Source organism: Pragia fontium DSM 5563 = ATCC 49100 (assembly GCF_900112475.1).
GTDB lineage: Bacteria > Pseudomonadota > Gammaproteobacteria > Enterobacterales > Enterobacteriaceae > Pragia > Pragia fontium.
On sequence record NZ_FOLW01000012.1, the window covers coordinates 17,514 to 34,525 of the forward strand.

The following is a 17,012-nucleotide window of genomic DNA, read 5'->3' on the forward strand; positions in this document are numbered from 1 at the left end:
AAGGTACTAGGTTGTTACCATGGGTTGCATCACATGGCATTCACCACAAAACGCCTCACCGCCCGTTAGTTTTACGACTTCGGTCGTCAACAGCGCAATGCCACAGCTAATCAGGCCAACAACCAGTAAGGTGTTTAAAAATGGCGCATTTGACCTGCTGGAGAAACCCGTTGAAGCAAAAATCTTGATTGATACCATCCATAATGCCTTGGCTCTCAGTGAACACCGTGCTCAGTATCAACAAAAAAATCAGACGTTACGTACCAAATTTTCACGACTCACTGTACGAGAAAAACAGATCCTGCATTTAGTTCTGGCTGGCTACACTAACAAAATGACTGGCGATAAACTTTATCTGGCGTTACGCACAGTAGAAATTCACCGCCATAATATGATGAAAAAGATGGATAGTGATTCTCCGGTGCAATTAGCGCAACAGTTATCCCGTTATCCTGAGTTTAATGAATTATTCCTGATACCATAAAGAAGCAACAGACTAAATTTTAAATAATAGTTATGATTAATTAGCTTCTTACTCTATGAAAATAATACGCCAGGCTCAGAGATAAATCCGCTAAATGCGAAAATATTGATATTTTATTTCTATTAGAATTGCCTTGCTGATGTCTTTCTATTTTTCTTTCCTTTTATTGTAAAACATCGCGTTTTCACCTGAATGGCAAAAGCATTTATATGCCACCAACATAAATATATCCTTATAACAAATAAATTTCTCAAATAACCTTACTTGATTAAAAATTGATTATAAAAAACAATACGGTTAAATAAAAATCTATAAATCATTTAACGCTCAAAGAAAAACACAGAGTAACAGCATTAACCCAATAACCGATAGAGAAAACAAAAAAAACATAACCACTTAATATGTAAAAGTTAAATAAAAATAGAGAAGATTAAGAAACACAACCAAAACACAAATTTAAATAATATTTAAAGATTAAATTATTATGAAAATAAATCATTAATCATGATTAAAATTGCATATAAAAAAAGAACCAAAATGAATAAGAAAAATAAATTAAGATTAATACAATTGACAATAAATCATGTCAAACATAAACTCGATTTTAAAGTGCTAATAGTAAAAACCAGCATTTTAAAAAATAAAAAAAATAAAAATCATAACCGTGGTTAACCCCATGAATTACACACTATTCATGGAGCACACTTTTATTTTCAACCAATAGTTAAAAAACAGAAAACTGAACAGCAGTCTATTTTTTACATTGGCGATATGGCAGCTGTAAGCCATAGGCGGTAGCGTTCCTAAAATTAACAGAGAGAAAATAAAACTATGCTTCAATATTTAATTTTCCCATCGATTTGTTGCTTAATTATATTATTAATCACCAGAAAAATAGCGATTAATATTGGCTTGGTAGATAAACCAAACGATAGAAAACATCATCATGGTCATATACCATTAGTTGGCGGAATCGCTATTTACATCTCTATTTTTCTGGCTAGTCTCTTTATATTAAATACACCCTCTACGCCTAATATAATGGCTTACTTATTGGGTGCGTTCTTACTCTTGTCCGTAGGTATTCTTGACGATTATATCGATTTACCGGTCTTACCACGCGTTGCGGCACAGGCTCTGGCGGCTATATTTTTGATGATTGACGGCGTTTATCTGCATTCATTAGGCAATCTGCTCGCTGATAATATTCTTATTTTGGGCTCTTTTGGCTATTTGATTACGCTATTTGCCACTTGGGCGGCCATTAATGCTTTTAACATGACCGATGGAATTGATGGACTGCTCGGCGGGCTCACTTGTGTCTCCCTGATCTCATTAGCGATTTGTTTCGCTCTGGGTGGTCAAGAGGACTTAATGATCTGGTGCTTGTGCCTAACGGCTATCGTTGTTCCCTATTTAATACTTAACCTCGGATGGCCGTTTGGCAAAAGCTTGAAAGTATTTATGGGTGATGCGGGCAGTACGCTAATAGGGTTTACCATCCTTTGGCTACTGTTGCTAGCCACTCAGGGAGAAAACGCGGTTATCAATCCGGTCACCGGATTGTGGATCATCGCCCTACCGCTGATGGATATGGTATTGGTCATGATTCGTCGTATCAAACAGGGTAGTAGTCCATTTAAACCAGACCGAAGTCACTTACACCATATTCTGATGCAACAAGGTTTAACCGACCGACAAACGCTTGCCAGCATTATCATGCTGGCGCTATTCATCGCTGGGTTGGGTATCTTGCTCGAACAAATCCATGTAGGAGAATCACTTTCTCTGATTTTATTTCTATTTTTGTTTATGGGTTATTCCTACGTATTAACTCAATTACAACGCCAACATCAAAATAACCTAAAAAAAGCATAGTGCGACCTTCAATTCGCTAGCTCAACACTCAACATGTCATCCAACGTCAACTTAAATCATCAATTTCGCGTTCAAATTTACCAGACCCAATGTTGATTGATCGTGTATTCAGGTATTTATGGAATGAAAATAAGAACAACAATAATTAGCTCTTTTATCAGTACAATGATGCTATTAAATGGCTGCACCGTTGAACCAGGTAGCCAACTTCCCACGTCAAATAAAACCATTATTGAATCATCCGATACAGAGTTTGATATCAACGACCGAGTCAATGTTTATCCTATTACGCCTCAATTAATCGAGGATATGCGGGTTAATCCTATTACAGCTCAAGCTAACCCTGATCTGGATCGTGAACTGCAACACTATGAATATCGCATTGGTGTCGGCGATATTCTGATGGTAACGGTATGGGACCATCCAGAATTAACTACCCCGGCCGGCCAATATCGCAGCGCCAGTGATACCGGAAATTGGGTTCATTCCGACGGCACCATTTTTTATCCTTATATCGGAAAGCTCTATGTCAAAGACAAAACCATGCCTCAGGTACGATCAATCATTGCCAAAAAATTAGCTCAATTTATTGAATCTCCACAGGTTGATGTCAGTATTGCCGCCTTTCGGTCTCAAAAAATTTATGTTACTGGCGAAGTATCGAAAACCGGTCAGCAGGCCATTAGCAATATTCCCCTCACCATCATGGATGCGTTAAATCAAGCGGGTGGTTTAACCGAACATGCCAATTGGCGCAACGTCACCCTCACCCGACAGGGGGAAAAATATCCAGTATCTCTACAGGCGCTGATGCAAAACGGCGATCTGACACAAAATCGTTTACTGCACGATGGGGATATTCTCTATATTCCGCGCAATGACGATCTGAAAGTCTTTGTTATGGGGGAAGTGAAAACACCAAGCACACTACTGATGGATCGCAGTGGCATGACATTAACCGAAGCTTTGGGAAATGCAAACGGCATCGACCAAGCCCTTAGCGATGCCAGCGGTATTTTTGTTATCCGCTCGCTACAAGGTAGTAATAAACCAGAGAACGTTGAGCAAGTTCAAGATAATGACGAAGACGAGAGCGAGATCCACTATCAAAAACTTGCCAATATTTATCAACTTGATGCAAAGGACGCTACTGCACTGGTATTAGGCACCGAATTTCAACTACAGCCCTATGACATTGTTTATGTTACTACAGCTCCAGTTTCTCGCTGGAATCGTGTTATTAGTCAGCTAACTCCAACTATTACCAATATTAACAGCATAACCGAGACCACCCGTTGGATAAAAAATTGGCCACAATAGTGATTAACTCAATGCCGAGTAGTTTGTCTCGGTCATATTTATCGTTCTGCTATCGATAAATAGTTTCTGCAAATTTAATAAAAACCAGCATAAATATAAGTAAATGTATTCATCTAAATAAAAATTATTAGCAAAAATAAAGTTTAGGTCGACCCGTCAGGATTAAAGGAATAAGCATGGTAAGCACTCAAAAAAACGTCAATAATAATTGGAAAGAAAATGGGGAGATCCACCTAGGTAAAATTATCGGAACCATTGTTGATCATAAAAAATTCATTCTCATCATCACTCTATTTTGTACCACAATCGCTATATTTTATAGTTTGCTTGCCACACCAATCTATAGAGCAGATGTACTGATTCAAATAGAAAAAAACACACAGGACAATATATTAAGTAACTTCTCTGACATACTCTCAGATGATAAGCCTCAATCCGCTGCGGAAATGGAATTACTTAAATCAAGAATGGTAATGGGAAAAACCATCGACGATCTTAATCTCGATATACAGGTTTCAGAAAAGAGCTATCCGATTATCGGCAGAGTCATCAACCTACTACAAAAAAAACCAGCTACAACTATCGTGGTGTCAAAACTAGAAATACCCGAGTCTATATATGATGAGGAATTAATATTAACTGTTCTGCCCGATGACCACTATAAAATAACCTCAAATAATATTGAGATAAACGGACAAGTCGGCGTCATCAAAAAACAGAATGAATACACTATTCTAATTAGTGATATTGATGCTGCCGTTGGCACCGAATTTCGTATCAAGCGGTTAGATAAAATTACCGCTGTTAATAATCTGCTGGCGAATTTTTCGGTCTCTGATACAACAAAAGACAGTGGTGTATTGAAGCTTAATTTTAAAGGCAGAAATAAACATGAAATCCGAAAAATCCTCGATAACATCAGCAATAATTATCTGCAACAAAACATTGAAAGAAAATCAGCTGAAGCCGCTAAAAGCCTGGATTTTTTAAATCAGCAACTGCCACTGATAAAACAACAATTAGAAGAAGCGGAAGGTAAGCTCAACCAATTTAGACAAACTCATGAATCTGTCGACTTAAATTTAGAAGCAAAGTCCACGTTAGAATCTACTGTTGCGATCACATCTCAGCTCAACGAGGCTATCTTTAAAGAAGCTGAAATATCTAAATTGTATACCAAAGAACACCCGGCCTATCGATCGCTGCTGGAGAAAAAGGAAGCATTACTACAAGAGAAAAACATTCTTAATCAACGAATTGCTAACCTTCCTAAAACCCAGCAAGAAATTCTTCGCCTGACCAGAGATGTACAATCAGGCCAAGAAATTTATGTGTCACTATTAAATAAGCAACAAGAATTGAATATTAATAAAGCCAGTAAAGTTGGCAATGTTAGAATCATCGATAAAGCAGTTACTCAACCAGATAAAATAAAGCCAAATCCGCCGGTCATTATTGGATTAGCGTTCACCCTGAGCCTACTGCTATCTATTGCCTTGATATTGGGTAGAGAATACTTCAGACGGTTTATTAATGACTCCACACAACTAGAAAGCCTTAATATTAATATTTATGCTAATATTCCCTTGTCTAAAGCGGAATCCAAAAAAAACAAAGAAATTCAATCTGATAAAAACACAAATCACATTAAATTACTGGCAGTAAAGCACCCTACCGATCCCGCTATTGAAGCCATTCGTAGTTTAAGAACCGCGCTCCATTTTGCTTCACAGAATACACTCAATCGGATACTGATGGTCATTGGTGCAACTCCAGGTGTAGGGAAGAGTTTTGTTAGTAGCAATCTTGCTGCCGTTGTAGCCAATTCCGGTAAAAAAGTGCTGCTTATCGATGCAGATATGAGAAAAGGCAGTTTGCATAAATCATTTGGCAGAACGCCGGAAAATGGCCTCTCTGATATTCTATCAAATAGAAAAGAGATCGCTGATTGCCTATATAACACCCCTGTAGAAGGGCTCGATTTTCTTCCCAGAGGCACCGTGCCCCACAATCCATCAGAACTATTAATGAATGAATATTTAGCCGAATTACTATTATGGGCAAATAGTCACTATGATCTAGTGATTATGGATCCCCCTCCAACGTTAGCCACAACAGATTCAACCATAATAGGAAAATATTCTGGTATGAATATTATTATTGTTCGCTTTGAAAAAAATACCATTAGCGAAATTGAATCTTCCATTAAGCGTCTTGAACAGAGTGGAGCGATGATTAATGGCGTCGTATTGAATGCTATCCAAAAAAGGGCCGCTAAACATTATAGCGATGGGAGTTATGAATATTATATCTATTAATATTAAAGATATAATATTAAAGATGATTGTTATCAAACAATCATCTTTAACAAAAAGAGATTAGCTTAAATAATGTCCATCCCAAAGAACACAATACTTTATATTATTCTGATAAAAATAGTGTACTCTTTTTTAGCAGTTTTTGTATTTTCTCAGTTTTCGTCTCTGGGAGATACCGATGATTATCTGAATGGCCATTATTTACATCGCAGTGATTTTTCCAGCACGGCCTATCTTATGTCCGTTATTGGTTCATCACTGGGTTCTCTCGGCAGTTTTTTATTCTCGATTATATTATCTATAATCGGTATTCTCTATATGCTGGAGAAAGCAAATCTTCAACATAGGACATTACCCCTTGTTTTATTGCTTATTGCTTTACCCTCTTTTGGGGTGTGGACGTCCATATTTTCTAAAGAAATATTTGTACTCTTCTCATTTTGTATTTGCGTAGGCGGGCTGATAGATCAACTCAATGATAAAAGAAAGTTTTTCTCCATCTTTCAAATTTTTGCATTACTATTATTGACCTTTATTAAGCCCCATTACTCTATTACAATTTACTTTTCCATGTTAACAATATTATTTTACAAAATTGGAATAAAATCTGAACTTTCAATCAGTTTAAATATAGTTGTATTTTGCTTAGTTATTTTAATATCAATGCATTATATCGATTCAATATTTGAATACTCTCAAATCATGCCAAAACATTTCTCATCAGATGGTGGAACAACCCGGAAAAATGAATTTTGGCATAATGAGTATGATTTTTTTACCTTTATGCCAATTGGCCTTCCTATGGCCTTCAGCGGACCAACATTAGTTGAAGCAATCAATAATGTAAAACTATTTCCATTCTTTTTTGAAGGCACTTTCCTATTTATTTTATTAGTCTATTACAACTTAACATCCATAATAGTCAGAAAAAAAGTCAATACGCTTGCGCTATCATTATTTTTTTCTTTCACCTGTATGATACTAATAACTCACTATCCTTTTGGTTTGTTTAATGCCGGTTCAGCAATGAGATATCGTTCAGGATTTATCCTTCCTATGTGCGTATTCTTAATTTATATGAAACAATATGTCACACAAGGCAGCGCTAAAAATTAGCCTCAATTAAGCTATATTTTTACTTTCAATTTTTCGATAAATAATAAAGTAACAGATGGCAAATAAAAACCGGGCAAACACAAACATGATAATTGCACCAACAACGCTAAAAAAGTAAATCATCACATAGCCAAAAATTGCTGATAATACAGAAACAAACAAGGATATGTTTCTAAATTCCCTGTCCAAACCTCTGGCAAGAAAATAGCCATAGGAGAAAGAGCTCAATATGCCATTAAATAAAATACCCATCGAAAGATAAGTTAAGTATAGAGAAGCATTGGTGTAGCCAGGTCCAAGAAAAATATTCACTAAAGCATCACCAAAAAGAATAATGGCAATAATCGGCGGCAAGGAAAGTAGCACATTCATCAACAGTAAGGCCTTAAGGGTTCCTTTCCCTTTAACAATCACTGGATAAGCCGCTTTCGATAACATTAATTGAATAGAACCCGCAATGCCAACTAACCGCATCGCAATAGAATAACTGGCATAGATAGCAGGAGTTGTAAAAGCGCCAATAATCAACAAAGGGATATTACTGTAGAGGTTAGGTGAAAAATCGCCAATAAAACTATCAAAACCGGACTTTATCTTTCCTAACGTATGGGTAAAGTTAATACTTTCTTTTACGCCAATTCGTTTATATCGATATATAGAGATAACAATGCCAGTAATAATAAAAACTAAAGCATTAGACATAATGGCATAAGATAAATCATCCGTAGATTTTACAAATAAAAATATCGTTGATATCTGGACTATTCTGGCAATTAAGGTTGATAACGCGAGGAATTTCATATTTGAAGTTCCCTGATGAAACCATGGCGCAGTTAAATAATAGCCAAAAATACTAATAATATAATATGAAAGCACGAATAAGACAGTTTGATCACTGGTTGAATAGAGTGTGTAGACAGTAAAAATCACTAGCGAAAAAACCCCAAAAACAAATCTAATCGACTGAGTATAAGAATATATTTTCTGCTGGTCTGACTTATTCTGAGCAAGTGCCACATCCCTGACACCGGTAATGTTAGTACTGTAATCGGTTAAAATAATGGAAAATGTTGATGCCGCAATATAGATAAAATAGATCCCATAACACTCAGGCCCCAGTACTCTTGATAGATAAGGCATAGTTATTAGAGTTACTAAAAGATTGAGAATATTTATTGAGGAAAGCCCCATAAAATTAGAAACAGTTTCTTTATATTTGGACAGCTTTCTCATAATTATAACCAAATTAATATGAAGTTATCAATATTATAACTTTTTTCACCTGATATGTAATGAATATTTCTGGCGATGAAAAATTTAGATGCCGACATTAAAATTATCTTAATTTAAGGAAAATTATGATCATCATAAATCCGCTAAATATAGCATCATCAGAGGCCTCTATTCGGTCAATGGGATTAATCATAAAATCTGATGCTATATTTAACGAAAGCCTAACCACTCGGCTATACCTTTGTTACTTTAATAATGACATTATTATTTCTGAAAACGTCAGCGAACTGGTAGATAAAATCGATGCAGAAATTGATCGGGATGCCGCTGAATTTTATATCAGGTATGGTTTTATATTTCCGCCATTCACCCTATATAAAAACATTTTTCTTATGTCTGCCTATACTGGATTTTCTCTATCAAAACCACTCGAAACGTGCACTATTCTTCCCGAAAAACCACTACCCGCGGAAGAATCGCGAAACTACTCAGCAAACGTTCAAGATGATTTAATTACGTCGCTAGAAAAAAACTCAGGGAAATACAACGTATTATTCAGTGCTGGCGTTGATTCATCCGTTCTGTTGGGTATGGCTATTCAACTGGATAAAGCCGAAAACGCAATAAATTGTTTTATGTCATCCATGCCCGAGGAAAGTCATAAAGCCAAGAAAATGTGTGAATTAAAAGAGATTCCTATTCAAACAATTTCTGTCAGACACGATCTGGAAAATCAGGCAAATGAATTTTTGAATATCACATCTGAACCGATCTCCGATAAAATCGCATTAGTTATCCCGACCATTATCAACGACCTCAATTTAGATAAAAGTCTTTTTATTCTTGATGGGCAAGGGGCTGATTCACTCTTCTCTGGCCTACCTCATGATAAATTATATAACTTATATCATAAAAAATTAGTGCGCCTTATTGCCAGACCATTCTCTATTTTACCCATATGGGAAAATAAAAAAACCAGAGCTGGCCGCTTATTATACCGGATCACTAAAGTGTTAAAATGCCTCTCATCAACATCAGATGAAGAACTACTGGCCCACTCTCTTGTTGAGGAGAGTGATAAAAAAATCAGTAGTAACAATAAAATACTCCAGCAATTCTATAGCGAAATAAACATATTGAAAAAAGAGCTAAAAGACTTCCATTTAGTTATTCGGTATATATTTATGTTTAGAATATTACCAGCCAGAGAAATGCAAAAATATATTTTATCTCAGCAACAAGGGTATCAATTTAAACTACCTTTTTTAGAGACTGATTTTATTAAACGTCATTTCTATATTTCCAGTAATCAATCAATCATTGATAACATATACAAATACCCCATGACTAAGCTAGCTAAGCATTACTGGCCAGGCTTTTTTAAAGACAGTAAAACCAGCCCTTTTCAAGTCGATTTCAATACAGGAAGTCTCGGCATAAAAGAATTATCTTTAAATCACATATCAATAAAAACAAAATCGCCTCTTTAATAAAATAAAAAAACCTTAATACCCCATTTCAAACCTGAACTATTTTCACTGTTAAATATTTATACAAATTCAAAATCAACCTAATTAATTTGCATGGAAAAAGGGAGATTCATCATGTTCAGGAAAAATAGAAAGTACACTATCGCTATCACCGCAAATACCAGTTGGTATTTGTATAACTTTAGAAGGAATACAATAAACTCATTGCTCGACATGGGTTATAACGTTGTCGCTATTGCACCAAGAGATAATTATTCAAAACAACTCTCATCGTTAGGATGTCGATATATTCCAATAGACATAGATCAGGGAGGCATGAACCCAATAAAAGACTTCATTACCATATTAAAAATGGCGATGGTTCTTTACAGAAATCAATTTAATATAATATTAAACTTCACACCAAAAAATAATATTTACTTTTCTATTTTGGCTAAAACATTCAATATCGGCGTAATCAATAACATTGCCGGATTAGGCATTATCTTTGTAAAAAAAGGCTTTATTTCCAGACTTTGCACATTACTTTACAAATTTAGCCAACGCGATGTCGATAAGATATTTTTTCAAAATGAGGATGACCGAACGTTATTTCTTAAAGAGATTATTCCTGACGCTGAAAAAACCGATCGTGTGCCAGGTTCCGGCGTTGATTTAACGCGATTTTCAGTCAAAGAAGCCCCTGATGATGGCGTGGTCAGATTCATTCTGGTAGCCAGAATGCTCTATCATAAAGGCATTGAACAATATGTCGAGGCAGCCCGACAGTTAAAAACAAAATATGGTGATCGATGTGAATTCAGATTGCTTGGTTTTGTCGATATCAATAATCCTGCCGCAGTTGCAAAAGAAAAAATAGAAACCTGGGTCAATGACGGCATTATTAATTATCTGGGCGTTTCCGATAACGTTGAGCAGGAGTTATCTATTGCTGACTGCGTCGTTTTACCTTCATTTTATCGGGAAGGGGTACCTAAATCACTGTTGGAAGCCGGTGCCATGGGCAAACCCATAATAACAACCCGCAACGTAGGCTGTCAGGAAACTGTTGATGATGACTATAACGGCTTCCTGTGCGAACCTCAATCGACTGAAAGTTTAATCGACGCTCTTGAACGAATGATTAGCTTATCCCATAAAGAACGGCTGGCAATGGGGCTTAACAGCCGTAAAAAAATCGTGCGGGAATTCGATGAAAATATTGTGATCGAAAAGTATATAGAATCCATTGGAATCTTACTCAAGAGGGAACTCTATCAATGAAAATCGCTATCGCAGGTACCGGCTATGTTGGCCTGTCAAATGGGATCTTACTGTCTCAACACCATCAGGTGGTTGCTCTGGATATTGATGCCCGCAAGGTCAATCTGTTAAATAACGGGACATCACCTATTGTTGACCAACTTATCGAAGATTATTTAAAAAATAAGACGCTAAATTTTAAAGCTACGCTGGATAAGCATGAAGCCTATCAGGATGCGGACTTTGTTATCGTCGCTACCCCAACGGATTACAACCCCGAAACTAACTACTTTAATACTTCATCCATTGAGAGCGTAATACAGGACGTTCTGGCCATTAATCCGCACTGCGTCATTATCATTAAGTCGACGGTGCCCGTCGGATATACCCGGAAGTTAAAAGAATCCCTTAACGCCGACAATATCATCTTCTCACCAGAGTTTTTACGGGAAGGTAAAGCATTATTCGATAATCTTCATCCTTCACGCATTATCATTGGTGAGCAGTCTGAGCGAGCCCGTCTGTTTGCCGATTTATTGCAACAAGGCGCCATTAAACAGGATATCCCGGTTTTGTTAACTGACTCGACCGAGGCCGAAGCCATTAAGCTATTCTCCAACGCTTATCTGGCGATGCGCGTAGCCTATTTTAATGAGCTGGATAGCTATGCCGAATCACACAACCTATGCCCCCGCCAAATTATCAATGGCGTTAGTCTGGATCCACGCATTGGTAATCACTACAACAACCCGTCATTTGGTTACGGTGGGTATTGCCTGCCGAAAGATACCAAACAGCTTTTGGCGAACTATCAAGATGTGCCTAACAATATTGTTTCCGCTATTGTGGAAGCGAATCGTACCCGCAAAGATTTTATTGCCGATGCTATTCTCAGCCGAAAACCTAAGACCGTAGGTATCTACCGACTGATTATGAAAAGTGGTTCCGATAATTTTCGCGCTTCCTCTATTCAGGGAATTATGAAGCGTATCAAAGCCAAGGGAGTCAATGTGGTAGTTTATGAACCCACATTGCAAGAGCCGGTATTTTTCCACTCTAAAGTGGTCAATGACCTCAATGAATTTAAAGCGCTGTCAGATGTGATTATTTCCAATCGTATGGCTGAAAAACTGGCGGATGTGCAGGATAAGGTCTATACCCGGGATCTGTTTGGACATGACTCATAGTGGAAGCAGTTGGCTTTGATGGCGGGTGTTTGGAACAGAGGTGATACATCTCACCGCTGTTCCAGTGGCTAAATTTAGTTAACCATCAATCATCAAAACCGAATTCTGAATCCAGCATCAACCCTGACTGGGGTTTCAACTTTATTACCGTTTTGATAATCCACTTCCGCATACACCGAAGCATGGTTGGTAATAGCAGCATCAAGACCTAAACCGTATTTCCCAACGTTACCGGAAAAGTTGTTATTGAAGCCAATGTCATTGATGTCCACTTTATTCGACTTGATAAATTCACGGGCAACGGCCAGTTTCGCGTAAGGCTTAACCAGCATTTGTCCTGATGAAAACTGGGTACTGAATAATGTGCCAAGTTCCCCCTGAACGCTGTCAGCATTATCAATATGCGCATTCATCCCATTACTTAAGGTGTAATTCGCACTACCAATGTTTGAATACTGAACTTTGGCATAAGGTTCTATGGCATAAGTTTGATAAAGCGGAATATTAAAACCACTCTCCAATGACGCGGTAATCGCATTCTGACTATAGCTACCGGTTCCCGTATTGCCACTGCTCATTTGAGTACGGATTTCATTACTCAAGTGATTACCTTTCAGAACGGAATCAATATAGAAACCGGAGATATCCAGATAGGTCAGATAAGCACCGCCACCGTAGCTTCTGATTTCACCATTACCGCCATTATCAAACTTAACGTCAGAATTACTGTAGGAAGTAAAAACACCAACCAGCAGTTTGCTCTGATTCAAATCAATCTGCTTGTCACCGCCAATTTCCAATCCGTTTAAGGTGTTCTTGAAAGAAGTATGCTTGTTATCAGAAAGACGGCTGGTATCGTTGGTATAACGAACCCATACTCCGGCATTTCCCGCTTTATCGAGGCTCAAATCACCCTGACGTTGGCGAAGGGTGGATAACTCAGCCGATAAGATATGGCGTGGTGCCGCAGCCATATTAAGAACCCCTTTTGCACTTGAGCTCAGCGTTCTATTCACTGTTCCACTTCCATTTCCATTTCCATTTCCATTTCCCGCGGAGTTTGCATCCCCACTTTCTTGCAAGTCCTCAAGCTTTACCGGAACAGGATTCAAATACCAATCGGTACTTTCACCAGACTTAGCGCTATACAATTTGTACTGATAAACACCCAGATCGACCACGTTATTGGCATTCAACAGGCTAAAGTTGGCATCGCCGCTATTAACATGAACCACCGTCAATGGTGCCGTCGTCTGTGGTTCTTTACCGCTATCATTCACCATCAGACCAAACTGACCCGTTGCCTTATTGGCAATATGAATAAAGTCACCCATTTTGTCCGCTAACTGAGTCGTGATGGCAAAATTACCCTGACCTGAAAGGTTATTGATCTCTAAACGATTAGGCTGTGCTGCTGGCGAATAGGCGATCAGGTCAACATATCCGTCCTGAAGAACGAGATTATTGATTTGAGTTATCAGGCTCGTTCCTTTCGTTGACGGCATTGGCGCAAAATCTTCCAGCTCTCCGTTTAGCCATGTCGGCCCGATTGAAACCGTACCGGCAACATTCAAGTTTTCGATGGTAATATTAGCTGCCTTGGCGGGGTTGTTAGTCGTGACATCGATAGCGGTGTGATCGGTATTACTGATAGATAGCTTTCCCCCCTGGGCTATATTCAAATAACCAATTGAACGGCTGTCGAAATACATATCCAGCGAGCCACCAGCATTAACCTGAGTGTTATTAATAACGCTATTCTCTACCGATAGTCTTCCATTTTGATCAACGGTGGTGTCATTGGCACGACCTTCATAACGGATAAATATTGTTCCATTATCACGGACGATATTGTTATTGATAATACCGCCGTTCGATACTGATTGATTACCCTGCCCCGCCGTGTTTTCCGGTATTGATACAATCTCATTGTTAACCGTAATTCCATCAACATTTTCTGTATAGGCAATTGCACCGCCTGAAAAACCTAAAAATGATGCGCCGATAATATAGGCAAGTAATGTTTTTTCCATGATGTTTACCTTTGTAACTCCTGTTGTTTTATAAAAATCTTATTGTATTAATCCATTATATAAATGGTATTACCCGCCTGATGACAGCAGGTACGGACTTCGTTTGCCGATTACTGTGATGGTGGTTGGCTGGGGTAGATTGGTTTTACGGCCAGTCAACTGGTGATGATGACCAGTGAATGGGGACGGTTGGTTATTTAAGTTGATATTAATTTTTGATGGTTAAAACAAAACTCCCAGTATTTTAGCTTAGAGTTTTAAGCTACATATATTCTTTTCTTAAATATACGCAATACCCGTGATTAACTTTTATTAGTTCTGGATAATCAAGTCGTTCAATATGCACATTGATAGTAAAATAATCATCAAAATCGGCAATTACTTCAGTTTCGACCTCCGAAGCAGTTTCTTCATTACATTCAGTAACCTCACCATTAAAGTAGAAAATAACTGAATTCTTTTATTATCTAAGGATACAGCAATACATCTAATGTTAGAGGTTATATTCCTAAGTAAAGCCCTTTGCAAAGGTAATTTTAGATAACTAGGTAAATCAATATCATTCATCATCATAATTCTCTTTATGACCTTGCTGGAATAACCTAATCTTACGCCCGACCAACGGTGACGATTACTCGTGGACGGGGACGGTTAATGATTGAGACAGATATTTAACACTGACTACTAAAAGTAAAATCCCAGTTTAAAGCTGGCTGGGATAATTATACTGTTAACTAATTATTAAAGACTAGAGTAGAAATTTATTGTGGAGTCAACGATATCTTTTACAATCTCTTTTTTTAAGATTACATCGCTAATATGCGGATCATTTATATCAATCCAATGGTAACCTATATCACCATCACCGCTCAAAGTACTAAGCTTTGCCCCTAAAATTCTAATCATATCTTTGAAAGAAACAGCAAAAACATAACAACAGTCATCTTCTAAATTATATGTAGATGCTTGGTATTGATAAGATGTAACAAAATCATCAGAAACTTCGATTTCCGGATCTACTCGTTCAGGTAACATTGTGCCCAACAGAAAGAAAAACGCCTCTTTCTTTCCCATATTGAAAATATCCTCACTTGTTATAGGTAAGACCAAGGCATTTCCATTAGATAAACAAGATATATCACCACCCAATGTAGCCACTCTAGCACTATCTGGATACATTCGTCCGTCTATACAAAAATGAAATAAACCATTCTTAAAGCTCCCTTGCACCTCACTCCACTGAGGTAAGTATTCAATAAGAATAGCAAAATGATTAGGATCACCAAAAACCATAACTATCTCCATTTCCCTGGCAAACCAAGGATTTTTTTAACATCTGATGGAATATCTTTCTTACTTACGGCTGCGCTTTTATCACCCGTACTACCAGACCAATGCCACGTTCCATCATTAGTATTAGTAAATTGGTGCACATTACCATCACTATCTAAAGCATATCTCTTTTTGCCACTAGCCACTGAATTACCAAATAACTTAATAGAATCTTTAGGCTCAGTTCCTGCATTACGATGATATCCCATCTGCCCTGGAGTATGTTTGGGATTCGATACATAATTTAACCCATTGGAGGCTGGAATTGCTGTTGGAGTTGGCAGCGAACTCCCTTTAGCCGACTGATTCTTACCAATCACTCCCAACGCCGCTAAACCATAGCCACCATTAATAACAGCCTTCAGTCCTATCTCTTCAAGCGCTTCCTTACCGTTTAGTGCTAGCTTCACATAACTCGGCAAAGACTGGTAAATAGCTCTTGCGCTATCTTCGTTCTCTGCTAAAACAAAACGATCGAGTTGAGCTAAATCTTCACTGCTTAAATCAGAAAATATAGGTAAACGATTCAAGCTGTTAGCGATACTATTACCAGCTTGTATCTGTGCGAACTCAGCATTGGCACAAAACGGATCACCTGAACAACTTTCAGCGATAGCTTCTTCTCGATTTTTCTTACTGATTTCTGCATATTTCTCATAAATAGCTAATTTATCTTCGTCATTTACCTCTGCCTTTATCAGTTCCTTATGCATATCCAAGACATTCTTGGAGCTCAGCGAATTATTCTCCACCTCAACCCGAGCAGCATTACCTCCACTGGCGATTGACAGTCCATCACCACCGGCCATACCGCCTGCCGCTGAACCCAACATCGTGACCAGATTGCTAATCAGCGTCTTCTCATCGCCGACCAACTCTGAGGCAGGTTTTCCATAAAACGCTTGCGCCAGCACATCTGAACTCGCGGCAGCAACCAGTCCACCCACCGCTGCTGCCCCCGGGTTCACACCCTGTGCTGAAGCCAACGCGCCAGAAACAATGGCATGTAACGCAATACGCGCCGCGTCATTACCTTTGGTCGCATCTTTTACCAGTGCCGCCATATAAGGCGCTGAGCCCGCGGCAAGACCACCGGTGACATTACCGCCCAATACGCCCGCCAGTAATCCGGTTGCCACCGAACCATGGGTCCAAAACTCACTGCCCACGCCGTACTGTTTATCCACCTCTTTATACTTATTTGAGGCGAAACCGAAGCTCCTCACTTCAACAACCCACTAAAACACTTTATCCCAATATTGTTAAAGAGCAGACAACTGTAACAATGCTCAAACTAAAATTTCATTGTTATACAATTTATTACAAACCTGATAATAAACGTAGCCCCTATTCACCATTAAGGAGATTTGATTCCTCAC

The 17,012-nt window shown here is 38.1% G+C and carries 12 protein-coding genes and 1 pseudogene; 8 read left to right on the forward strand and 5 right to left on the reverse strand.

All coding sequences use genetic code 11. The features are described from left to right. The first annotated feature begins 19 nt into the window (after positions 1 to 19). The 5 genes from BMZ28_RS14670 (at position 20) to BMZ28_RS14690 (ending at position 7,116) form a co-directional block, all read left to right on the forward strand. A complete protein-coding gene (locus BMZ28_RS14670; protein ID WP_074824305.1) occupies positions 20 to 484 on the forward strand; it encodes a response regulator transcription factor in 465 nt (154 codons plus the stop codon). Positions 485 to 1,315: 831 nt separating this feature from the next. After that, the gene (gene wecA, locus BMZ28_RS14675) at positions 1,316 to 2,362 is read left to right on the forward strand and encodes a UDP-N-acetylglucosamine--undecaprenyl-phosphate N-acetylglucosaminephosphotransferase (protein WP_074824306.1); all 1,047 of its coding nucleotides are present in this window, start codon (positions 1,316 to 1,318) and stop codon (positions 2,360 to 2,362) included. A gap of 123 nt (positions 2,363 to 2,485) precedes the next feature. Next, entirely contained in the window at positions 2,486 to 3,682 is a 1,197-nt protein-coding gene (locus tag BMZ28_RS14680) for a polysaccharide export protein (RefSeq protein ID WP_047782166.1), read from the forward strand. 176 nt (positions 3,683 to 3,858) lie between these two features. Beyond that, positions 3,859 to 6,000 (forward strand): polysaccharide biosynthesis tyrosine autokinase, encoded by a 2,142-nt coding sequence (locus BMZ28_RS14685; protein ID WP_074824307.1) that lies wholly within the window; start codon positions 3,859 to 3,861, stop codon positions 5,998 to 6,000. A gap of 72 nt (positions 6,001 to 6,072) precedes the next feature. Further along, complete coding sequence (locus BMZ28_RS14690) at positions 6,073 to 7,116, forward strand: hypothetical protein (RefSeq protein WP_047782168.1); 1,044 nt, start codon at positions 6,073 to 6,075, stop codon at positions 7,114 to 7,116. Between the two features lie 6 nt (positions 7,117 to 7,122). On the opposite strand, the gene BMZ28_RS14695 is transcribed toward BMZ28_RS14690, so the two are convergent. Further along, positions 7,123 to 8,349: an oligosaccharide flippase family protein gene (locus BMZ28_RS14695; protein WP_074824310.1), complete on the reverse strand. Its 1,227-nt coding sequence runs from the start codon at positions 8,347 to 8,349 to the stop codon at positions 7,123 to 7,125. A 125-nt stretch (positions 8,350 to 8,474) separates the two neighbouring features. Here BMZ28_RS14695 and BMZ28_RS14700 point away from each other — a divergent pair, with 125 nt between their 5' ends. The 3 genes from BMZ28_RS14700 (at position 8,475) to BMZ28_RS14710 (ending at position 12,268) form a co-directional block, all read left to right on the forward strand. After that, complete coding sequence (locus BMZ28_RS14700; RefSeq protein WP_047782170.1) at positions 8,475 to 9,839, forward strand: asparagine synthase-related protein; 1,365 nt, start codon at positions 8,475 to 8,477, stop codon at positions 9,837 to 9,839. A 114-nt stretch (positions 9,840 to 9,953) separates the two neighbouring features. After that, complete coding sequence (locus BMZ28_RS14705) at positions 9,954 to 11,102, forward strand: glycosyltransferase family 4 protein (protein WP_047782171.1); 1,149 nt, start codon at positions 9,954 to 9,956, stop codon at positions 11,100 to 11,102. Continuing rightward, positions 11,099 to 12,268, forward strand: coding sequence for a nucleotide sugar dehydrogenase (locus BMZ28_RS14710; RefSeq protein ID WP_074824313.1), 1,170 nt, complete (start codon positions 11,099 to 11,101; stop codon positions 12,266 to 12,268). The genes BMZ28_RS14705 and BMZ28_RS14710 overlap by 4 nt, the downstream gene beginning before the upstream one ends. Positions 12,269 to 12,360: 92 nt before the next feature. Here the strand turns inward: BMZ28_RS14710 and BMZ28_RS14715 are convergent, their stop codons facing one another. The 4 genes and pseudogenes from BMZ28_RS14715 to BMZ28_RS17580 form a co-directional block, all read right to left on the reverse strand. Beyond that, on the reverse strand, positions 12,361 to 14,301 hold the full coding sequence (locus tag BMZ28_RS14715) for an autotransporter outer membrane beta-barrel domain-containing protein (protein ID WP_074824315.1): 1,941 nt from the start codon (positions 14,299 to 14,301) through the stop codon (positions 12,361 to 12,363). 262 nt (positions 14,302 to 14,563) lie between these two features. Then, a pseudogene (locus tag BMZ28_RS17765) lies at positions 14,564 to 14,874 on the reverse strand (MafI2 family immunity protein). A 168-nt stretch (positions 14,875 to 15,042) separates the two neighbouring features. After that, the gene (locus tag BMZ28_RS14720) at positions 15,043 to 15,594 is read right to left on the reverse strand and encodes an immunity 42 family protein (protein ID WP_074824318.1); all 552 of its coding nucleotides are present in this window, start codon (positions 15,592 to 15,594) and stop codon (positions 15,043 to 15,045) included. 2 nt (positions 15,595 to 15,596) lie between these two features. Next, a complete protein-coding gene (locus BMZ28_RS17580) occupies positions 15,597 to 16,820 on the reverse strand; it encodes a VENN motif pre-toxin domain-containing protein (RefSeq protein ID WP_074824321.1) in 1,224 nt (407 codons plus the stop codon). Positions 16,821 to 17,012 lie beyond the last annotated feature (192 nt).